We start from the raw sequence: 21,182 nt of genomic DNA on the forward strand, positions 1-21,182 counted from the left end.
CACGGACAGGATCAGGAGATCAACCTGGCCATTGACCAGGACTTTTGATGGCCGCCGACCAGGAACCGCTGTCCGTCAGCCTCGACTTTTCTGTCCGCTGATCAAGAGTTCCACGTGACCGCTCTCACGCTGCCACGGTTTCGTGCACGCTGGGGTGATATCGCGTCTGATCCGGCGCCACGTGTCTGGCGGTTTCCAGTGACTCCATCGCCTCTGCGTGGCGTGCCGTCCACACCTCGGCGCGTGCGCGGTCCACCCAGTAATGACCGGCCCGTGCCGCCGGATAGCCGTTCGGCATCCGTACCTTCGCGGCTCGCTCCAAGGCCTTTCCGTGCCTGTCTCGATCGCTGGCCATCGCCATGCCGTGAATCAGGCAGTTCGTCGGTCCGAACACCACCTCATAGGCAGGCGTCTCTCCCGTCTGTTCGGCGATGCGTGTCGCCTCCCCGAGCCAGTCCTCCGCACCGTCCGGATCGCCTTGGCGGCCGGTCAGGACGGCCGCCTTCAGGTGCAGGGCGCCGCGTACGGCCTGCGTGGCGACCTCGCCGTCGTCGTCCAAATCTCGGAGTGCCTGCTCCACGAGCCGCACGCCACGATCATGGCGTGCGGCGTCGGCCATCAACTGGGCGCGGTTCCATCGTTCGATGGCGACTTCCCTCGGATCGCCCGACTGCGCGGCCGCTGCCGCCATGCGGGACAGGCCGAGCCGGGCCAGGTCATTGAAGCCGATTCTGTGGGTGACGACATATACGGTCCGGCAGACCTCCGACAGAATCCAGTGAGCACGCTCCCGGTCACGACCAGGGGGGTCGTGCAACAGGACAAGGTGGTTGGCCTCCGCGATCAAAGCCGGTAGATCCTTCCCGATCTCGACGAACCTGCCCTGCGCGCGTTTTTCGATCAGGCCGCGGAGTTCTGTTTCCAATACGGGCAGCGGTCGTGGCGGTGGATCGTCCTCCAGTGGGTGGACGTCCCAGCCGTCAAGCGCCACGGCGATCGGGGCGAGGAGCGTGTCCAACTGATCCTTTTGGAGCATGTGGATGTAGGGCTGCCCGCGCAGCGTGGACATGTCGACTCCCATGGCACGGGCGACCGCCGCGAGGATGGGTTCGCTGGGATGCCTGTCACCGCTCTCGATTCGCGACAGCATCGACGGGGAGACGTGCGCGCGTTTCCCGAGATCCCTGAGTGAATATCCACGCAACGCACGCAGCTCAGCGATACGCGGCCCGATGCCCTTCTGCTCATGCTTGCCCTGATTTACTGGCGCAACACGCTCGTACATAGGCCCCGCCCTTGCCTTGAAGCATCGATGACTTCAGACTACGGCGTGGGGCTTTCTTGCTGCAGGATAATTGCTCTTGCGGATACGGTGACAGCACGGCGTTCTCGCTGTGGTGATCCCTTTAGATGACGGACGCGATGTCCATCAGCAAATTGATCCGCCAATCAGCTTCTACGGTTATCGGGTGATCAGCCCAAAGCTGTCCCCATGGGCCGCGACGTATGTGCGCAGCGGTCGACGCCGGGGCGCAGCAGCCGTACGGCCTCGGCGTTGTCAAGGCCCTGGGCGACGACGGCCCATCGAAGCCCACTTCGTCACCGCGTACGCCCAGCGCGCCGGAGTGCCGCCGGACTACCCTGCCGCCCAGGTAGCGGCCACGGCCGCCATCGCCACCCACTGCGCGCGGATGGCCGACAGCACCTCGCGCAAGGCCCTGTGGTCAGCGGCCAGGCGCTTGGAAACGACCACCCTGCTCGGCGCCTTCAAAATCCACCCGCTCACCGGAGCCCAGACCGCCCACCGAACCGTACTCGTACGCTGGGGAGCGGACGGGCTGACTTCGTCAGTGTGAGCGAGAGCGCTCGTAGGACAGCAATCAGGCGATCGGGTCGCCGATCACATGTTCGTTGCCGGGTCAGCAGTAGTCGGCGTGGATCTCCTGGCGGAAAGACTCTTCTGACTGTGGCGTCGCCTTTCCGATCCAGTTCACCACCTGGGTGCTGCCCGCGAGCTTCGGCGGCACTTCGTCCCGCAGGAACGCGGAGCCGGTGGGACGGTCGCTCGACAGTCGAACTTTCACATCAAGGTGAGGCGGCACGGGGGACGTCAAAGAATTCTCTTGTTTCGCGAAACCCCGCGCGTCCCCCAGAACGACCATTCCCCTCTGCACGTCTGGCCGATTGGGCTCTGACGCCTTCCATACAAGCCGTTCGGTCTCCCAGTCCGCCACCTCAAACGACGAGATAGCCTCACCATCGCATAACGGAACCACGAATCTGAGTTGGCCGTCGCCCGTGCGGCCGACTCCGACGGGCCGAGGGAGATCGTCCCCGAGCGGAGGACGACATGCCGCCAGCAGTAAGGCGCAGGACGAAATGAGAATCACCCTGGCCGCCGCCGGCTGTACTCGTGTCCAATCATGTGCGAGAGGACTCATTTCTGGCCGGCGCCGTCTACCAGCTTGGCGTCCAGGCGGGCCGTCAGGGTGAGCGGCGTGCCCGCCTTGATCTCCGGGTCGGTGCCGTCCGCGGTCTGGACGCCGTACGTGCCGAGGAAGCGGAAGTCGACGGGGTCGAGGATGAGGTCGTAGCGGGCGTCCCGGCCTGTGTAACTGAACGCGACCCCCCGCCTGCCGGCGGCGTCCGCGACGTCCTCGGTGACGCTCACTCCGGGGATCGTCGCGAGGCCCCGGAACAGCGCCGCCCGCACGTCCGGCGGGAGCGCCAGGGTGCCCATGAGCTGATAGACGGCCTGGAAGAGCTGCTCGTCCATGGAGGGAGCCGGCCCCGAACGCCACGTCCGCCGGTCCAGGTCCTCCAGCGTCACGCGGATCCTCCCCAGCACGCTCTCGGGGGTGACCGGCTGCTGGGCCAGGTCGGCCGCGCCGAGCCCCGGATGGTTGCCCTGCACGAGCAGCTTACCGTTGGGGAACAGGCTCGCCACCTGCTTGCCGTCGACGCTCGTCCACTCCTCGGAGACGACGCGCCGGGAGAGGTCCACGCCGAGGGCACCGCGGTACGGAGCCTGGAGTTCCTTGATGTACAGCCACTGGCCAGGGCCGGGCACCTGCCCACGGTCGTCGTAGGCGGCCTGCGCGGCCCGCTCGCCCAGCTCCCGCACGCTCGCCACCGGCACGGCGCGGGGACGGTCGCGTGCCACCACCACGGTGGTGCCCACCGCCACGGCCAGTGCGCCCGCGACCGCGATCCGTCGGCCGAGCCGCCTGGCGTGCCGCGGCCCATGGCGGAGCTCGCGTTCGCGCGCCGCCGCCAGCAGCCGCGCGCGGGCGGCATCCTCGGCCCGCGCCGTCATCGGCGGCGTGTCGCGCCTGAAGTCCTTGATCGTGCTCATATCGGCTCCTCGTCTCCTAGTGCGGCCCGCGCCTTCTTCCTGGCCCGGTGCAGCCGCGACCGCACGGTTCCCAAAGGAATGCCGAGCGCCTGGGCGACCTGCTCGTAGCTGAAGTCCTCCCAGGCCACCAGCAGCAGCACGTCGCGATCGCCGCGCGACAATGACGCGAGCGCCCCCGCCAGCTCGCGGTCCTTGTCGCGCGCGGCGACCCTGCTGACCACGGCGTCGGCCATCGGCTCCGGCAACGGATCCACGCCCGTGCGGGCCAGGGCTCGGAGCATGCGCTCCTCCTGACGCCTGTGCCGGGCGATGAGCGTGGTCGCGATGCCGTACAGCCAGGGCCGGGCCAGCGGGAACGCCGGGTCGTACGACCCGCGTCGCCGGAACGCGGCCAGGAAGGTCTCCGCCGCGATGTCGTCGGCGGCCTGCGTGCCCACCCGCCGCGCGGCGTACAGGTGGATCTGTCGTGCGTACCGGTCGAACAGCGTGGCGAACTGCTCCGGATCGCCTGCGGATCGCCGGATCACCTCGGCGTCGTCGAGCTCGGCCGTCTCAATGGTCAACGGCCCTCCTTAGTGTCGGTCGGTCACCCTGCTGTCTCCCGCACGCCCCGTAGAGGTTCTCGGAGGCGAAGGAAAGGTGACGTACGCCACAGGCTTGGAGGTATCGCCCACGCACGACGGCGACGGCAAGGAGGGGTCAGCTCGCTGGAAGCCAGGGCTTGATCTTGTCGGGGTTGGCGGTGACCCATTTCTCGGCGGCGGCTTCGGGGGTCATCTTGTCCTCGGAGATGTACTTGGCGACGAGGTTCTGGTCGTCGTTGGTCCAGGTGAAGTTCTTGACGAGCTGGTAGGCGGGGCCGGCGGCGTCGGCGAACTTCCTGCTGACGATCTTGTCGAGCTCGTAGGGCGGGTAGTCGCACGCGACCTTGGCGGCGTCGGCGTCGCAGCCCTCGGTGTAGGCGGGCAGGTTGACCTTGACCAGTTTCACCTCGGACAGGAACCACTGGGGCTCGTAGAAGTAGCCGATCATCGGCTTCTTCTGCGTCTCGGCCTGCCGGAAGCCGGTGATCAGCGCGGCCTCGCTCCCGGCGTAGACGACCTTGTAGTTCAAATCGAGGTTCTTCACCAAGGCTGCGTCGTTGGTGACGAAGGACGGGTCGCCGTCGAGCAGCTGCCCCTTGCCGCCGGACTCGGAGGTCTTGAACAGGTCCGCGTACTTGTTCAGGTTCTTGTAGTCGGTGATGTCGGGGTACTTCTCGGCCATCCACGGCGGCACGTACCAGCCGATCACGCCTTTGTTCCCCGTCGGACCGGCCTCGACGGCGACCTTCTGGTCCTCGATGTACTTCTTCTTCAGGTCGTCGTGGCCCCAGTTCTCCACGATCGCGTCGACCTCGCCGGTGGAGAAGCCCTGCCAGGCGACCTCCTCCTTGAGGTCCTTCTTGGTCACCGTGCAGCCGAGCTCTTTCTCGGCGACGTAGGCGATCACGGCCGCGTTGGCCTCGTACCCGACCCAGGGGTTGATCGCGAGGTTGAGCGCGCCGCACGCCTGCTTCGCCGAGGAGGAGCCCGAGCCGGACGCGGCCGGGGCCGCCGTGGTCTCGCCCACCTTGGCGCCGGCGCACGCGGAGACCGTGGACACGAGGAGACAGGCCGCTCCGGCGAGCGCGATCCTGGGAACTTTCATCAGGTCCTCCTGAGGGGGTGTCAGAGCCGCCCATGGGCGGCGGCGTCGGCGCGCCGGGCCGCGGCCTTGGTGAGCGCGGCGAGCATGGTGCCGAGCACGACGATCGCGAGGCCCGCGGCCAGGCCCTTGCCGCGAAGCTGGAGCTGGGAGAACCCCGACACCACGTCGTAGCCGAGCGCGCCCGCGCCCACGAGGCCGCCGACGACGACCATGGCCAGCACGTAGATCAGGCCCTGGTTGGCGGCGAGGGCGACCGCCCGGCGGGCCATCGGGAGCTGCACCTTGGAGATGACCTGCCACGGGCTCGACCCGGCGGCCGTGGCGGCCTCCACCGCGCTCACCGGCACGCCCCGGACGCCGTCGGCCACCAGCTTGATCGCCACGGGGGCCGCGTAGACCACAGCCGCGATGATCGCGGTGAAGCGCGTCGCGCCGAACAGGCCGAGGATCGGCACGAGGTACACGAAGGCGGGCATGGTCTGCCCCGCGTCGAGGATCGGGCGGATCACGCGGTCGGCGCGGCCGTCCCGTCCCATCCACACGCCGGTCACGACGCCGAGGGCCATGACGAGGACGGTGGCGACGAGCGTCGCGGCGAGCGTCACCATGCCGTCCTGCCACAGGCCGAGCGCGACGAGCAGGGCGAGGCAGGCGGCGCAGACGACGGCCACGCGCACGGTGGTGAGCACGAGGGCGGCCGCGGTGACGACGAGCAGCACGAGCCACCACGGCGAGCCGGTCAGCACGGCCTCGAACGGGTTGAGCAAGCCGTAGGTGACGACGTTCTTCAGGGCGTTGGTGTAGGTGTACAGGTTCGCCTGCGCCCACTGGCTCGCCGCGTCGGCGGCCCTGCGTACGTGGGAGCCGAGGCCGGCCTCGCCGGGGAACACGGCCGCCCACACGTAGACGTGCGAGAGGTACACCAGCACCGCGGTGGCGGCGAGGACGGCGGTCACCTGGACGCGGCGCCAGAGCGGGCGGCGGGCGCGCCCGGCGCGGCGGGCGGTCTCGACGCGCCGGCCCGCGGCGGAGGTCACGCGGTCGAGCACGATCGCCATGATCACGATGGCGAGGCCGGCGTTGAAGGACGTGCCGACGTCGAGCGTCTCCAGCGCCTTGAGGACGGTCTTGCCGAGTCCGGGCGCGTCGATGAGCGCGGCGATCGTCGCCATGGACAGGGCCGCCATGATGGTCTGGTTGACGCCGACGATGATGGTCCGCTTGGCGAGCGGCAGCCGTACCTTCGCGAGCAGTTGCCAGGGGGTGGAGCCGAGCGACGCGCCCGCCTCGACGGTCTCGGGGGGCACCTCCCTGATGGCGTGGGAGGTGATGCGGATCGCGGGCGGGATCGCGTAGATCATCGTCGCCACGGTGGCGCTGGCCGGGCCGATCAGGAAGAAGAGCGTGAGCGGCGCGAGGTAGACGAACGTCGGCATCGTCTGCATGAAGTCGAGCACGGGGCCAGCGAGCCGCTCGAACCGATCGCTCAGCCCGGCCCAGACGCCGAGCGGGATGCCGACGGCCAGGGACAGGACGACGGCCGCGAGCGTGAGCGCCAGCGTGTCCATGCTCTCGCGCCACAGGCCGAGCAGCCCGAACGAGGCGAACCCGGCGGCGGTCAGCAGCGCGACGCGCAGGTTGGCGTACAGGACGGCCACCGCCGTGGCGATGCCGGTGACGCCGAGCCAGCCGACCACGGGGACCGGGCGGCCGAAGGAGGGGGCGCTGATCAGGGCCTGGACGAAGGTGACGAACTGGTCGATGAACAGGCGGATGTAGTTGACGAAGTAGAGGAACAACGGGTTCTCGTTGCGGCTGTCGTCGATGACGTCGGCCGCCGCGCCGATGCGCTCGTGCAGGGGCGTCAGCTCGGCGCCGCCGAGCGGCAGGGTGGCCTGGCCCCGGAAGATCAGCCACAGGACGAGCCAGGCGGCCAGGATGCCCGCGAGGAGGTACGGGCGCGTCCATACCGGACGCCGGGCGGGCACGGGCGCCGTGACCTGGGACGTCACCACGCCGCCGCCCGCGTCGCGGCGAGGGCGTCGTGAGGGTGTCTCACATCGCGATCACGTCCGAGAACCGGAGGACGCCTCACTCCGCGATCACCTCCAGGACCTCGGCGGCGCCGACCACGCCGAGCAACTCGCCGTCCGCCACGACCCGCACGGGTCGGTCCGCGCGCAGGACGGTGGGCACGGCCTCCTTGATGACGACGTCCGGCCCCAGCTCGGGCCCGTCCAGCGCGTCGCCGGCCTCGGGCGGCCGCATGATCCAGCGCAGGGTCAGGACGTGTGAGCGGGAGACGTCCCTGACGAACTCGCGCACGTAGTCGTCGGCGGGCGCGCCCACCACCTCGTCCGGGGTGCCGGTCTGGACGAGCGCGCCGTCGCGCATGACCAGGATGCGGTCGCCGAGCCGCAGCGCCTCGCCGAGGTCGTGCGTGATGAAGACCATCGTCTTGCCGACCTCGCGGTGCAGCCGGATGACCTCGTTCTGCATGTCGCGCCTGATCAGCGGGTCGAGCGCCGAGAACGGCTCGTCGAAGAACAGCACCTCGGGGTCGCCGGCGAGGGCGCGGGCCAGGCCCACCCGCTGCTGCATGCCGCCGGAGAGCTGGTCGGGGTAGGAGTCCGCGTACCCGGTCAGGCCGACGAGGTCGAGCATCTCGGTCGCGCGGCTGTACCGGGGGGCCTTCTTCACACCTTGGATCTCCAGGCCGTAGGCGATGTTGTCCAGCACCCGGCGGTGCGGCAGGAGGCCGAAGTGCTGGAAGACCATCGCGAAGCGGTGGCGGCGGAGGTCGCGAAGTTGCTTGTCGGCGGCCCTGCGGATGTCCGTGCCGTCCAGGACGATCTCGCCCGCGGTGGGCTCCACCAGGCGGGTCAGGCAGCGGACCAGCGTCGACTTGCCCGAGCCCGACAGGCCCATGACGACGAACACCTCGCCGCGCCGCACCGAGAACGACGCGTCGCGCACGGCGGCGACGCAGCCGGTGCGCTCCTTGAGCTCGGCGCGCGACAGCTCGGCGAGCGGGGAGCCGGGGACGTCGGCCGCCCGTGGGCCGAAGACCTTCCACAGGCCGCGCACGTCGAGGATCGCCGGGTTCTCGCTCGCGGCCGTCGGGGAGGTCTCTGCCGGCGACGTCGCCGTCATGGTCACCTCGCGGGTCGAGGGGGGTGGAGGCCGGTCACGCCCCCAGGTGCCACCGGGACAGTGACCTGCCACGGACCACTCCAAAAGGCATTTCGGTTGCATATTGCGCACCGGAATGCTTAATGAGGAACAGAATCGACCTTCGCGGGTGCCCCGTCAAGGCTTGCCGGGTTTCCCTTCCCGACCGAAACCCGCACGGCGAGACCCCCCGATTCGTGAGAAGCACCGAACCCACGACCGCTCACGTGGACTCGCCGCACAAGGGCGCCGGTAACCACCGCCGCCCCTTCCCGCCGACGCGTCGCCGATCGTTGTCGCCACACCAGCGGAACGAAGCGGTGACCGCGCACGTGCGGCGCGGCGGCGGTGAGTGGGGCGGCACGGGTCAGGGCTGCCGAGGCGATCGGCCCAGGATCCGGTCGCCATGTCTCAATCGGTGGCCACGGGTGAGTGGCCGGGGTGGCGGTAGAACTCGGTGTGGTCCGGGGGCAGGGGGGTGTCGCCGAGGATGAGATCGGCGGATTTCTCGGCGAGCATCATCACGGGGGCGTAGATGTTGCCGTTGGTGATGTAGCGCATGGCGGAGGCGTCCACGACGCGCAGGCCGTCCAGTCCGTGGACGCGCATCGTCGCCGGGTCCAGCACGTCGCGGTCGCCGACGCCCATGCGGGCGGTGCAGGACGGGTGCAGGGCGGTCTCGGCGTCGCGGGCCACCCAGTCGAGGATCTCCTGGTCGGTCTGGACGGACGGCCCGGGGCTCAGCTCGCCGGCGTTGAAGTCGTCCATGGCGGGCTGGCCGAGGATGGCGCGCGCGACGCGGACCGCCTCCACCCACTCCCGCCGGTCCTGCTCGGTGGACAGGTAGTTGAAGCGCAGCGCGGGCCGCACGGCCGGGTCGGCGCTCCGGATCTTCACCGAGCCGCGCGCGTCCGAGTACATCGGGCCGATGTGCACCTGGTACCCGTGCCCTCCGGCGGGCGCCGAGCCGTCGTAGCGCACGGCGAGCGGCAGGAAGTGGAACATCAGGTTCGGGTACGCCACCTCGTCGTTGCTCCGCGCGAAGCCGCCCGCCTCGAAGTGGTTGGTCGCCCCGGGCCCCGACCGCAGGAACAGCCACCGCGCGCCGATGTCCAGGCGCCGGCGCCACTTCATCGCGGGCTGCATCGACACCGGCCGCCTGCACCCGTACTGGACGTACACCTCCAGGTGGTCCTGCAGGTTCTCCCCCACACCGGGAAGGTCGTGGACGGGCGCGACGCCCACGGCCTCCAGCTCGGCGGCGGCACCGACGCCGGAGAGCTGGAGGAGCTGCGGCGTGTTGATCGACCCGCCGCAGAGGATGACCTCGCCCGCCCGTACGGTGCGGCCGTTGTACTGGACGCCGACCGCCCGCCTGCCCTCGAAGAGGACCTTCGTCACAAAGGCCCGCGTCCTGACCTCCAGGTTGGGGCGGCTCTTCACCGGGTGCAGGTACGCGCGGGCGGCGGACAGCCGGCGGCCCCGGCGGATGTTCCGGTCGAACGCCGCGAACCCCTCCTGCCGGAAGCCGTTCACGTCGTCGGTCAGCGGGTACCCGGCCTGCTGGACGGCCTGGAAGAACGCCTCGAACAGCGGGCCGGACGCCGGGCCGCGTTCGAGCACCAGCGGTCCGCCGTGGCCGCGGAAGGGGGTGCCCGGGTCGGCCGTGCTGTTCTCCATCTTCCGGAAGTACGGCAGGCAGTGGGCGTAGTCCCAGGTCTCCATGCCGGGGTCGGCGGCCCAGCGCTCGTAGTCGAGCGGGTTGCCGCGCTGGAAGATCATGCCGTTGATGCTGCTGGACCCGCCGAGCACCTTGCCCCGGGCGTGGTAGATGCGGCGGCCGTTCATGTGCGGCTCGGGCTCGGACTCGTACTTCCAGTCGTAGAAGCGGCTGCCGATCGGGAACATCAGCGCGGCGGGCATGTGGATGAACACGTCCCAGGGGTAGTCCGGGCGACCGGCCTCCAGGACCAGCACCCGGACGGACGGGTCGGCGGACAGCCGGTTGGCCAGAACGCAGCCGGCCGATCCACCACCGACGATGACGAAGTCGTACATTCTTGCCCTCGTCTCGCTGTCGTCGCGCTCGCGCGGACGGAGATCGACGTTCGTTCGTAGCGATTGACGCACAAGGTTGCGGTGGACGCAACCATTGAGTATCGAATGCCCAAATGGACTTGGCCATCGCCGACCGCCTACAGTCCGGGGCTATGGGCAACGATTCGTCGGCCGGCGTGCAGTCGGTCGACCGGGCGATCAGCGTGCTGGAGATCCTCTCCCAGCGTGGCGAGGCCGGCGTCAGCGAGATCGCGGCCGAGATCGGCGTCCACAAGTCCACCGCCTTCCGGCTGCTCGGCGCGCTGGAGGCCAGAAGCCTGGTCGAGCAGGCCGAGGACCGCGGCAAGTACCGGCTGAGCTTCGGTGTGATCCGCCTCGCGGGCGGCGTCTCGGCGCGCCTCGACCTCACCCAGCAGGGCCGGCCCGTCTGCCGCCGGCTCGCCGAGGAGGTCGGCGAGACCGTCAACATCGCCGTCGTCCGCTCCCACTACGCGGTGAACCTCGACCAGGTGCGCGGCTCGTCCGCCGTCACCGCGCACAACTGGGTCGGCCAGCTCACTCCCCTGCACGCCACCTCCAGCGGCAAGGTGCTGCTCGCCCACCTGGACGACGGGCACCGTGACCGGCTGCTCGCCGCCGCCGGCCTGCCCCGGTTCACGCCCGCGACCCTCACCACGGCCGCCGAGCTCCTGCCGCAGCTCGACGAGGCCCGCGCCCGCGGGTACGCCGTGACGGTGGAGGAGTACGAGATCGGGCTGAACGCGATGGCCGCCCCCGTGCGGGCCTACGACGGGGAGGTCGTGGCGGCCGTGAGCGCCTCCGGGCCGGCGTACCGCTTCACCGAGGCGCGCATGCACGAGCTGGTCCCCGTCCTGATCGCCGGCGCGGCCGACATCAGCCACCGCCTGGGCTACGCGGGCTGAGCCCGGCGCCGGTCAGCGGGTGATGCCGAGGCGGCCCGTGACCCACTCGTGGAAGTCGGCGATGTGGTGCTCGCTCGGCACCAGCACGCCCCCGGCCGCGTACGCGCGCGAGGCCATCGCGGGCTGGCAGCGCTCGCACGCCTCGAAGTCCTGCACGTTGACCCGGTGGAACAGCTCGACGGAGGGGCCGAGGTCGCTGCCGCCGTCCACGACCTCGGGCAGGAACAGCCAGTCGCACTCCACGACCGTCCGGTCGGCGGCCAGCGGGAACATGCGGTGCACGATCGCGTGGTCGGGGACCAGGTTGACGAAGACCTGCGGCCTGATGGTGATCGCGTAGTACCGCCGGTCCTGGTCGTCACTGACTCCCGGAATGCGGTCCACGCCCGGCGAGCCGTCGATCGTGAACCCCTCGACCTCGTCGGCGAAGGCCGCGCCGTGGCCGACGTAGTACTGCGCCGCGTACCCCTCGGCGAACTCGGGCAGCACCGCGGTCAGCTCGGGGTGGATCGTCGCGCAGTGGTAGCACTCCATGAAGTTCTCGACGATCAGCTTCCAGTTGGCCTTGACGTCGTACGCGATCCTGCGGCCGACCTTGAGCTTCTCGATGCCGTAGTTCTCGATGGAGGCGAGGTCGCCGAGCCGGGTCGTCACCGCGCCGAGCACGTCCTGCTCGAAGGGCGGCGGTTCGGCGGCGAGGCAGACCCAGACGTAGCCGATCCACTCGCGGGCGTGCACGGTGACCAGGCCGTACTCCCTGCGGTCGATGTCGGGCATCTTGCTCAGGTTGGGGGCGGCGATCAGCGTGCCGTCGAGGTCGTACGTCCACGCGTGGTACGGGCAGGTGAAGGCGCGCCGCACCCGGCCGGACTCCTCGGTGCACAGACGGGCGCCGCGATGGCGGCAGACGTTGAGGAACGCGCGCACCGAGCCGTCCCCGGCGCGGCTGACGATCACGCTCTCGCGCCCGACCCGCGCGGTGCGGAACGCGCCCGGCCCGTCGAGGTCGGCGGACCTGGCCACGCAGAACCACATCGACTCGAAGATCCGCTCCTGTTCGAGGGCGAAGACGGCCTCGTCGGTGTAGAGGCCGCCCGCCAGGGTGGCGATCAGGCTGGACGTCACCACGACTACCCCTCGGGTTCTGAATGGCGGAACAGATCGCGCTGTGCGCAACAGACTGCGTCCCAGGTGAGCCGCCTGTCAATACGCCGCGAACCGCCCCTCACGGGTACGGGGTGTAGTCGTCATGGAGGGGGTCGGTGGAGGCCGGGGGCTTTCCCGGGGGCCATGTTTGTATTACTCGGTCCGGTCCGGCGCCGGGCGGTATTTCTTCCCGGGGGCCGGTGGCTATCCGGAAAGATGTCCGTCATGCGCCTCGAATGGCACCTCTGGGGATATGTCGTTATAGCTACAGTTCTATGCCTCCCCGCCGCCGTCCTCGCGGCGCATTTACTGGCCACTTGGCGCTCCCGCCGGGGTCGTCCGCGCCCATTTCGTACGGCGTACGCCGATGTTTTCTCCGTCACCGGAACCCTCCCGTGGATCTGGATGATCTTGACGCCGGGATCCGCTTCGGGGGTCACGCTGCTGCCTCTCAGCGATCTGGCCGAGCTCGCGACGGCCCCGCCGGGAACGGTGTTGGCGCAGGTGGGAGGCAACCTGCTCGTCTTCGCGGCGCTCGGCGCGCTGCTGCCCGTACGGTCGCCGCGCCTCGCCTCGGTCTGGCGCGTGGCCCTCCTGGCGGCCGCTTTGTCGATCACCGTCGAGGTGTTGCAGTACGGACTGCACCTCGGCCGGGTGTCCTCCGTGGACGACGTCCTGCTCAATTCGGCGGGAGCCGCGCTCGCGAGCCTCGCCACACGGCGGTGGCACGCACGCCCCTTGACGACCGGGACCGGTCCACAATAGCGACCCCAGAAAACCCCGGAGATCACCACATAGGCACGATTCGCTCAAAAGAAGCACGGGACCAACCTCCGTATCTGTGCGATCGTGGACAAGGCGGGGCAAGTTCTCTGGAGACGCGGACCGCATTGGTGACTGAGGGTGATAGAGAGTGATGGCATCTTCCCCGGTTCCACATGAACCCCCGATCTATCGCCGCATCGCCGATCGTCTGCGCCAGGCGATCCTGGCGGGCGAGTTCCGGGATGGGGATCGACTGCCGGGCGAGAACGCCCTCATGTCCGAGTACGGCATCGCCAGGGCGACGGCGCGGCAGGCCCTGGCCGTTCTCATCAACGAAGGGGTGGCCGTGCCGAAGCGCGGGTCGGGGGTCTACGTACGCCATTTCCGGCCGATCCGGCGCCACGGCTCGCGCCGCCTCTCGCGCGAGCAGTGGGGCACCGGGAAGGCGATCTGGGACTCCGACGTGACGGGCCGCCCCTTCACGGTGGACGACATCGTCATCGCGCGCGAGGCGGCCGCCGAGGACGTCGGCCGCGTGCTCGGATGCGGGGAGGTGTGGGTGCGCCGGCGGCGCTACTCGGTCGACGGACGGCCCGTGCAGCTCGCCGCCTCGCACTTCCCCGCCGACCTGGTCGAGGGGACGCCGATCACGGTGCCCGACACCGGCCCCGGCGGCGTCTACGCACGCCTGGGCGACCTCGGCCACGCGCCCGTGCACTTCACCGAGGAGGTGCGCGCCCGCATGCCGTCCCCCGACGAGGCCGCCAAGCTGCGGCTTCCCGCCGGGACGCCCGTGATCGAGGTGTGCCGGTCGGCCTTCGCGGCGGGCGGCACGGCGGTCGAGCTCAACAAGATGATCATAGACGCCGCGTCGTACGTACTTCAGTACGACTTCGACGCATGAGTCAAGGGTGACGTCAAGCGTTAGGTTGACCTGTCCCCACCGATCATTGATTTCTCTAGAGATGTCCCTCACCGTGAGGGTGAAAGGTACAAACCTGGCGCACCTCGTGGGAAGGGTGGACGGGATGTCGTTCGACCGGCACCTCGCCGAGATCGCCCGGGAGTTCCCCGACTGGACCATCTGGAGGAGCGACGCCGGGCGATGGTGGGCCACCCGGCACCGCCTGCTGACCGAAGAGGAACGCGAGGCGGGCAGTGCCATGACCATCGACGCCGACGATTCCGAGGGCCTGCGCGAAAGGCTGCTGGAGCAGCAGGAACTCCTGCCCCCGGCCGATCCCGAGACCTGATCGCCTGCGACGCCGGCGGCAGGAAGCGCGGAAACCTCCGACCCGATCGGGGGCGGAGGTTTCCGCGTCGGCCTCGTGGAGCGTCCCGCACCCGCCTACTGGCGCTGCGCGGACAGCCCGTCCTCGCCGGAGCGGTTGCCGGACACCGGCACGTGGACATCGGTGGACTCGAAGAAGCCGCGGACGCGTCCCTGCCCCGGAGCCTCGTGGTCGTTGGCCCCGTGCCCGTCGTTCGCCCCCGGCCGCCGGGCGTCGCCGTCGACCTCGACGGTGTCGTCCGGACGGATCGGCCGGCCCGCGAGCCCCTGCCCGGCCATGTCGTGCCGCTCGAACTCCACGTACTGCTCGTGGTCGTCGTACGCGGCGTTCACGGGGAGCACGGTGTCCTCGAGGCCCTCACGGCGCGCGTCCTCGCCCGGCCGCGCGCCGCCGTCCACAGCGGACGCCACGCCGCCCGTGCCCGCGCCGGGCCCGAACGCCTCGCCCCGCTCCTCGTCGCGATCGGCGCCTGAGCGCGGCCCGCCGTTCGCGCCGTCGGCGTCGTCGGCGTCGTCGGCGTCGTCCGGGCCGTGCGGGCCGTCCACGCCGTCGCCGTCCGCGTCGCCGAGCACGACCCGCACCGAGTCCTGCTCGTCGGCCGCCGCGGCGTCCCGCGGCTCGTCGACGTGGGTGAACACCGGACGCGGCGGCAGCACTGCGGCCTCGTCGATCAGCGTGCCCGCGGCGTTCTCGCGCTGGAGCAGGTCCGTCAGCACCGAGCCCATCTCGTTGAGACGGCGCATGACCTCGGTGTGGGTGTCGGTGAGGAACGTCACCCGGCGGCCTGTGTGGTCGTCCAGCGCCGTGGCGCGCTGCTGCGCCGAGGACAGCGTCTCGGCGGCCTCGGCCCGCGCGGCCTTGAGCGTCGCCTCGGCCTCGTCGGAGGCGGCCTGGCGCGTGGCCTCGGCCCGTGCGTCGGCCTCGGTGACCAGGCGCTCGGCCTCCAGCTGGGCGGCCTTCAGCGTGCGGTCGGCCTCGGCGCGGGCGTTGCGCAGCGTCTCCTCCGACTCGGCGCGGGCCGTGCCCAGCGTCTCCTCGGCGTCCGAGCCGGCCTGGGCCAGCAGACGCTCGGCGGCGGCGGTCGCCTCGTGGACGCGGCGCTCGGCCTCGGCCTGGGCGGAGGAGAGGATGCGTTCGGACTCGGCGTTGGCCTCCTCGCGCGTCTTGGCGGCGTCGGCGTCCGCGGCCTCGCGCTTGGACTTCGCCTCCTCCTCGGCGAGCTTCAGTATCGCGCTCAGCCGCTGGCCCAGCTCGTCGTAGTCCTGGGGGGCTTCGGCCAGGCGGCGGCGGGCCTCCGCGAGCTCGATGCGGCCCTGCTCGGCCTGGTCGATCGCCCGCGCCAGCCGTTCCTCCAGGTCACGGATCTGATTACGCGTTCGGACCATGTGATCGTGGACCTGGCGGCGGCTGTATCCACGCATCACGACCTCGAAGCCGAGGTCCTCGTGCATCATGTCGGGAAAGCTGTCGTGCTGGTTCGTCATGGCTGAGCCCTGGGGGTCTGGATTCGAGTGGGGGTCGTGCATCGGGTGGCGACACGTCAGGACACGACTTTCCTGCCATCTGCCGGACTCCGCAACCCGAACGCATGGCCTCATGCGGTCTTATAGCGCCTACCACCCTGTAACACGTGGAAACCGGCAGATGGCCGCATGGCATCCTCGGTGACATGAGTGAGTCCTCTCCGGCCGTCCCGTACGTCGCCGCGCTGGGCGCCGACGCGCCGTCCATCCACCCCGAGGCGTACGTGGCGCCGTCCGCCGTGGTGGTGGGCCGGGTGCGGCTGGGACGGGGCGCGAGCGTCTGGTACGGCGCCGTCCTGCGGGGTGACGACGAGGCGATCGAGATCGGCGACGAATGCAACGTCCAGGACCTGGCCTGCCTGCACGCCGACCCGGGGTTCCCGGCCGTCCTGGAGCACCGGGTCAGCGTGGGGCACCGCGCGGTGGTGCACGGCGCGCACGTCGAGGCGGGGGCGCTGGTGGGCATCGGCGCGGTCGTGCTCAACGGCGCGCGGGTGGGCGCGGGGTCGCTGGTGGCGGCCGGGTGCGTGGTGACGCCGGGCAGGCGTGTGCCGCCGGGGGTGCTGTTCGCCGGGGTGCCGGGCGCGATCGTCCGCGAGCTCACGGACGCCGACCGGGCCACCTTCGCCCGTACGCCGGACAACTACATGGCCAAGGCCGCCCGCCACCGCGCCGCCACGCCCGTGCCGCCCACGCCCTGACTCCCCGCCCCGGCCGCGTGCGAGGCCGCGGGCCGGGGGAAGGCGGGCGGGGTGCGCTCCCGGGGCCGGTGAGCTGCGTCACCAGTAGCATGGCCGCCGTGCAGTGGGACCCCTTCGAGGCGATCGAGCGGGATGTCCGCGCCATGCTCGCGGACCCGCGGTGGGCCGACGTCCCGGCGCCCACGCAGGCCCAGGCGATGGCCGCCCGCCTGCTGCGCACCGAGGACGGCGCCTGCTGGCTGTTCGGCGCGCACGCCCGCTGGTACCGCCACGACGCCTCGGACGGCGCCTGGCACCTCTCCGCGCCCCCGGCGGACCCGGGCGTGCGGGCCGCCGCGCGCGCTCCCCAGCCGCCTCCTCCGATCCCGGACGAGCTGCTGCCGGGCCCGTCGGACCTGTCGTACGACCGAGGCTCCACGCAGGCGTTCGTGGGGCCGGACGTGTCCCGCCAGATGACCGTGCGCATCCGCGAGCTGCTGGTCGAGGCGTGCCGTCCGAAGGAGGACGTCCCGCTGGTGTCGGGGCCGCTGCGCGAGACGTTCTACGCGGACGTCACGGCGGCGGTCGCGGCGATCTGGGGGACGATCATGTGGTGCGCCTACGCCCCGGCGTTCGACGGCAACGAGGTGCTGCTGTCGATGTTCGGCGAGTTCCTCGCGCGCCCGCTGCCCGGGGACGACTGGGTGCGGTGGCTGCCGCCGATGCCGCTGGAGGCGCTGACCGGCCTGTACGCCGAGCGGCTGGACCACGGCGCCCAGGGGCAGGGGTTGCGCCTGGCGGGGCTGATGGCCGGCACCGCCCGCGTCCTGGCCCCCGACCCGCGTTTCTCGCCCCGCGCGGGCGCCCTGCTGGCGATGGTGGAGCCCTTGCTGGCGCGTCCGTGGCTGGACCACCGGGCCCGGGGCGCGACGGCGGTCAGGGACGCCTGGCTGGGCCGCTGCCCGCGCCCTCTGAGGGCCGCCGTGCTGGCCGAGACCTCGCCGGAGGACCACTTCCGGCACCGCCTGTACGACATGGTGGAGGCGCTGTCGTTCGTCGCGTCCCACGGGGCGGACCCCCGGGCGGTGGCGGCCTCGCTGCTGGCCGCCGACGTCCACGAGCTGGCGCCCGGGGAGGCGGCGCGGCTGTACCCGTTGCTGGATCCCGAGCTGCGGCGGACGTACTACGCGGTGCTGGTCGGCCCGGACCATCCCCTGCGCGGCTGCTGGCCCCGGGACGGTGAGCCGCCGGACGCCCTGCACCCGCCCGACCGGGCCTCGGCGGCGGCGCTGCTGGGCGCGGGCTACGCGACGGGGCTGGCGTGGTGCGCGCTGACGGGGACGGCGCCGCCTCCGCGCGGGTTCCCCTCTTCGGCGGCGACGGTGAGCTGTCTGATCGGCGAGCGCGACGACCCGCTGCCCGAAGCCCCAGAGACCTCAGGTGAATGGATACACCACACCTGAGCCACCCGTCGTGACCTAAACGTTGAATTAGGTAATTTGATACTTACCTCGCGTATATCATTCCCCGCCCCCCTATACGGGGATTTGGCCGAATTGTGATCTACGATCCTGGAAATGGTTCCACGAGGACACGGGCGGCCCGGCGAATGGTCCCGATGGGCCATGTCGCCGAAAGCCACCCGGCCGTAACCTCGAAGTGGGTGTGGGCTGCGGAAGGAAGGACGACGCGGTGGGGCACGACAACCTGGACTCGAGAGTCCATGACCGTGTCGCGTTGGACGAGATCGCGCTCTACGCGGAGGTGCTCAGCGCCGTCGCTGTCAGCGAACGACAGCTGACGTTGGATGAACTCGACAACGCGCTCGGATTGCGTACTTCGGTGAGTCACTGAAGAAGGTCGCAGAACTGGTCCCGGACTCCTCGGGGGTTCGGGACGGTTTTGTGAAAAGGCCACTTACCACCCGGCGTGACTAGTCCGACCGGGCCGGGAAACGGCCGGACACTACTACGAGCGCACTAGCCTCGCTATCGCCGCCGAGGCCTCCTTGACCTTCGCCTCCGCCTCGGGGCCGCCGTTGTTGATGGCGTCCGTGACGCAGTGGCCGATGTGGTCCTCCAGGAGCCCCAGCGCCACGGCCTGCAGGGCCCGCGTGGCCGCCGACACCTGCGTGAGGACGTCGATGCAGTAGGAGTCTTCCTCCACCATGCGCTGGAGGCCGCGAATCTGCCCCTCGATCCGCCGAAGTCTGGTCAGATAAGCCTGCTTGTCTCCGCTGTACCCATGCATAACGTCTACAATACCGGTTCGGGGTATACCACAGCGGCGCGCGCGTCGGGCACCCGGGGTCGGCTCAGCGTCCCCCGGCCGCCTTCGCGCCGCGGCTTCGCAGCTCGCCGGCCAGTTCCTCCCAGCGCGCGGCGACGACCGGCGCGGCGTGCCGTGCCGCCGACTCCCGCGCCCCCGCCGACAGCACCATGCGCTGACGCTCGTCGTCGATCAAGGTCAGCATCGCGCCGGCGAACGCCTCGACCTCGTCCTCGCCCCTCGGCACCAGCACGCTGTCGCGGCCAGGGGTGACGAACTCGCCCGCGCCGCGCGCCCCCTCGAACCCGACCACGGGGACGCCGCAGCCGAGCGCCTCGATCACCGTCATGCCCGGGCTCTCGGCCAGCGAGGTGACCGCCACCAGGGACGCCTTGGCGAACTCGCCGGGCAGGTCGGGCGTCGTGCCCATGAAGTACACGTTGTTGTGCAGGTTCAGGCTGCCGACCAGCGCGCGCAGCCGCTTCTCCTCCGGCCCGCCGCCGTAAAGCCGCAGCCGCCAGTCCGGCCGCTTGTCCGCCACGATCGCGAAAGCGCGGACGAGCTGGTCGAACGCCTTGCCCGCCAGCCACCTGCCGCCCGCCGACACGATGCGGTTGTCCATGCGCGAACGCGGCCACGGGCCCTGCGCGAGCGCGTCCGGGACGACCTCCAGCCTCGGCCCGCCGGCGCCCTGGAAGATGCGGGCGAAGTCGTCCCTGACCGTCTCGGTCGAGGTGACCACGGCGTCCAGCTTGGGGTAGAAGCGGCGGACCGGGTCCGGCACCGCCGGGCGGCTCCACTCGCGGGCGACGCGCAGCATCTCGCGCGAGACGTGCCGGGCGGCCTGCACGCTGAGCCCCGCGCGGGTGGTGACGAGCAGGTCGGCGCGCATCCCGCGCAGGGCCCGCCACAGGGCCATCTCGGTGCGCATCTGCCCGCCGGGCAGGAGGTGCCGGACGCCGGGCCGCGCGTCGATCAGCCAGCGCACCGAGAGCCGCCGGTCCACCGGGAAGAACGGGGTCTCGCGGACCCGCCGGACGCTGACGATCTCCACCTCGTGCTTGGACGCGAGCGCCGCGGCCAGGTTGAGCACCGCCCGCGTGTCGCCGCGCATGCCGTACACCGAGGGCACGAGAAAGCAGATCTTCATCCGCCCACCTCGAGGCGCAGCTCGTCGTCGGGGGTGTAGCACGGGCGGACCGGCACCCCGTCCACCCGGGTGTCGGGGTACTGGACCCGGCGTCCCTTGCCGTCCACGTCGTCGATGTGCGCCCCGAGCGGCAGCGGGACGTCGAGGCCGTCGACCTCCAGCGACGGCTCCCACAGCCCCTCGTACTCCGGCGTCGCGGCGATCACGTCGCACAGCGACAGGGCGGCGTGGAAGCGCACGCCCTTGACGGTCGCGGTGGCCGTCACCGCGGTCTCGGGGCCCGCCGAGCGGCGCAGGGCGAGACGGGCGGTGTGGTGGGAGTCGTCGTCGTCGAAGCCGGTGTAGGCGAGCAGGCCGGTGACCTCGAACCTGCCCTCGCGGAACCACACCGCCCGGACGTCCGCCACCGGCTCGACCTGGAAGATCTTGACGGCGAGGTAGCCGCCCCGCGTGCGGTAGGCGCGGTAGGCGAGGGTGCGCCGGCTGAGCGCGTAGGCGTCGAGGCGGTCGAGCGAGAAACCGGGGTCCACGCACTGGACGCGCGTGCGCCTGACCCGCAACCCGGACCGTTCCCACGTGGGGCGACCCGCGTCCCCGTCCGGGGGCTCCGCGAGAGCGGGGGCCGGGCCGGGCGGCTTCGCGCCGGGTTCGGCGTCGGGCTTGGCGTCGGGCTTGGCGTCGGGCTTGGCGTCGCCAGGCTTCTCGTGGCCGGCGAGATCGCCGCTTTCCAGGTGGTCACGGCCGGGTTCGTCGTGTTCGAGGTAGGCGTCCCAGCGGCCCGGCGTCAGGCCGAGCGGCGCGAGCGACACCGCGACCGACGCCTCCCGCACCTCGGCCCCGGACGTGCCCAGCACCACCTGGGCCTCGGTGCCCGTGCCTCGCTGCCGCAGGACCAGCCGGGTTCCGTCGGCCAGCGGCTCGGCGATGGCGAGCCGGAGCGAGAGGACATCGGCCATCGTGACCTCGGCATCGGTAACGACAACGCGCACCGCGCCCCCTCCCCGTCGATTGAGCCGCGCGACGTTGAGGTTACCGTGATTTCTCCGTTATGTGGAGAAAGGTTTTCGGGTCCTGCCTTTCGCCTGTTGGCGAAGGACGGAGCCGGGCCCTGGACGACGGGATTTTCCACCGGTACGGCCGTCTCGGGCCCGGCTCGGGAACG

At 70.9% G+C, this 21,182-nt stretch carries 19 protein-coding genes; 6 read left to right on the forward strand and 13 right to left on the reverse strand.

The annotated features are described in order from the left end of the window. Positions 1-124: 124 nt before the first annotated feature. The 8 genes from DQ384_RS21155 to betA all read right to left on the reverse strand — a co-directional run bounded on the left by DQ384_RS21155 (position 125) and on the right by betA (position 10,273). The gene (locus tag DQ384_RS21155) at positions 125-1,285 is read right to left on the reverse strand and encodes a helix-turn-helix domain-containing protein (RefSeq protein ID WP_114030610.1); all 1,161 of its coding nucleotides are present in this window, start codon (positions 1,283-1,285) and stop codon (positions 125-127) included. A 634-nt stretch (positions 1,286-1,919) separates the two neighbouring features. Further along, positions 1,920-2,084, reverse strand: a complete 165-nt coding sequence (locus DQ384_RS41360) for a hypothetical protein (protein ID WP_181871319.1) — start codon at positions 2,082-2,084, stop codon at positions 1,920-1,922. Between the two features lie 353 nt (positions 2,085-2,437). Further along, complete coding sequence (locus DQ384_RS21165; protein ID WP_114030611.1) at positions 2,438-3,355, reverse strand: CU044_5270 family protein; 918 nt, start codon at positions 3,353-3,355, stop codon at positions 2,438-2,440. Then, positions 3,352-3,918, reverse strand: coding sequence for an RNA polymerase sigma factor (locus tag DQ384_RS21170; RefSeq protein ID WP_114030612.1), 567 nt, complete (start codon positions 3,916-3,918; stop codon positions 3,352-3,354). Before DQ384_RS21170 ends, DQ384_RS21165 begins: the two co-directional genes overlap by 4 nt. A gap of 136 nt (positions 3,919-4,054) precedes the next feature. After that, entirely contained in the window at positions 4,055-5,044 is a 990-nt protein-coding gene (locus tag DQ384_RS21175) for an ABC transporter substrate-binding protein (protein ID WP_114030613.1), read from the reverse strand. Between the two features lie 20 nt (positions 5,045-5,064). After that, the gene (locus DQ384_RS21180; protein ID WP_220183050.1) at positions 5,065-7,056 is read right to left on the reverse strand and encodes an ABC transporter permease subunit; all 1,992 of its coding nucleotides are present in this window, start codon (positions 7,054-7,056) and stop codon (positions 5,065-5,067) included. Between the two features lie 79 nt (positions 7,057-7,135). Next, the gene (locus DQ384_RS21185) at positions 7,136-8,197 is read right to left on the reverse strand and encodes a quaternary amine ABC transporter ATP-binding protein (RefSeq protein WP_114030615.1); all 1,062 of its coding nucleotides are present in this window, start codon (positions 8,195-8,197) and stop codon (positions 7,136-7,138) included. A gap of 429 nt (positions 8,198-8,626) precedes the next feature. Further along, positions 8,627-10,273 (reverse strand): choline dehydrogenase, encoded by a 1,647-nt coding sequence (gene betA, locus DQ384_RS21190; protein ID WP_114030616.1) that lies wholly within the window; start codon positions 10,271-10,273, stop codon positions 8,627-8,629. Between the two features lie 152 nt (positions 10,274-10,425). Here betA and DQ384_RS21195 point away from each other — a divergent pair, with 152 nt between their 5' ends. After that, positions 10,426-11,196 (forward strand): IclR family transcriptional regulator, encoded by a 771-nt coding sequence (locus DQ384_RS21195; RefSeq protein WP_220183051.1) that lies wholly within the window; start codon positions 10,426-10,428, stop codon positions 11,194-11,196. A gap of 12 nt (positions 11,197-11,208) precedes the next feature. Here the strand turns inward: DQ384_RS21195 and DQ384_RS21200 are convergent, their stop codons facing one another. Next, the gene (locus DQ384_RS21200) at positions 11,209-12,324 is read right to left on the reverse strand and encodes an aromatic ring-hydroxylating oxygenase subunit alpha (protein WP_245966665.1); all 1,116 of its coding nucleotides are present in this window, start codon (positions 12,322-12,324) and stop codon (positions 11,209-11,211) included. 423 nt (positions 12,325-12,747) lie between these two features. On the opposite strand from DQ384_RS21200, the gene DQ384_RS21205 reads away from it, so the two are divergent. The 3 genes from DQ384_RS21205 to DQ384_RS21215 all read left to right on the forward strand — a co-directional run bounded on the left by DQ384_RS21205 (position 12,748) and on the right by DQ384_RS21215 (position 14,360). After that, a complete protein-coding gene (locus tag DQ384_RS21205; RefSeq protein ID WP_220183052.1) occupies positions 12,748-13,107 on the forward strand; it encodes a VanZ family protein in 360 nt (119 codons plus the stop codon). A gap of 151 nt (positions 13,108-13,258) precedes the next feature. Beyond that, on the forward strand, positions 13,259-14,011 hold the full coding sequence (locus tag DQ384_RS21210; RefSeq protein ID WP_114030617.1) for a GntR family transcriptional regulator: 753 nt from the start codon (positions 13,259-13,261) through the stop codon (positions 14,009-14,011). 124 nt (positions 14,012-14,135) lie between these two features. Beyond that, the gene (locus tag DQ384_RS21215) at positions 14,136-14,360 is read left to right on the forward strand and encodes a hypothetical protein (RefSeq protein WP_114030838.1); all 225 of its coding nucleotides are present in this window, start codon (positions 14,136-14,138) and stop codon (positions 14,358-14,360) included. Between the two features lie 95 nt (positions 14,361-14,455). Here DQ384_RS21215 and DQ384_RS41365 read toward each other — a convergent pair whose 3' ends face one another. Continuing rightward, a complete protein-coding gene (locus DQ384_RS41365; protein ID WP_181871320.1) occupies positions 14,456-15,883 on the reverse strand; it encodes a flotillin family protein in 1,428 nt (475 codons plus the stop codon). A gap of 185 nt (positions 15,884-16,068) precedes the next feature. Between DQ384_RS41365 and DQ384_RS21225 the strand changes: the two genes are divergently transcribed. Further along, entirely contained in the window at positions 16,069-16,623 is a 555-nt protein-coding gene (locus DQ384_RS21225; RefSeq protein ID WP_114030618.1) for a gamma carbonic anhydrase family protein, read from the forward strand. An 89-nt stretch (positions 16,624-16,712) separates the two neighbouring features. Further along, positions 16,713-18,065, forward strand: coding sequence for a hypothetical protein (locus DQ384_RS21230; RefSeq protein ID WP_114030619.1), 1,353 nt, complete (start codon positions 16,713-16,715; stop codon positions 18,063-18,065). Between the two features lie 505 nt (positions 18,066-18,570). Here the strand turns inward: DQ384_RS21230 and DQ384_RS21235 are convergent. The 3 genes from DQ384_RS21235 to DQ384_RS41370 form a co-directional block, all read right to left on the reverse strand. Beyond that, positions 18,571-18,852 (reverse strand): metal-sensitive transcriptional regulator, encoded by a 282-nt coding sequence (locus DQ384_RS21235; RefSeq protein WP_114030620.1) that lies wholly within the window; start codon positions 18,850-18,852, stop codon positions 18,571-18,573. A gap of 64 nt (positions 18,853-18,916) precedes the next feature. After that, the gene (locus tag DQ384_RS21240) at positions 18,917-20,020 is read right to left on the reverse strand and encodes a glycosyltransferase (protein ID WP_114030621.1); all 1,104 of its coding nucleotides are present in this window, start codon (positions 20,018-20,020) and stop codon (positions 18,917-18,919) included. Continuing rightward, a complete protein-coding gene (locus DQ384_RS41370; protein WP_181871321.1) occupies positions 20,017-21,009 on the reverse strand; it encodes a hypothetical protein in 993 nt (330 codons plus the stop codon). The genes DQ384_RS21240 and DQ384_RS41370 overlap by 4 nt, the downstream gene beginning before the upstream one ends. Positions 21,010-21,182 lie beyond the last annotated feature (173 nt).

It is taken from the genome of Sphaerisporangium album (assembly GCF_003323745.1).
Taxonomy (GTDB): domain Bacteria; phylum Actinomycetota; class Actinomycetes; order Streptosporangiales; family Streptosporangiaceae; genus Sphaerisporangium; species Sphaerisporangium album.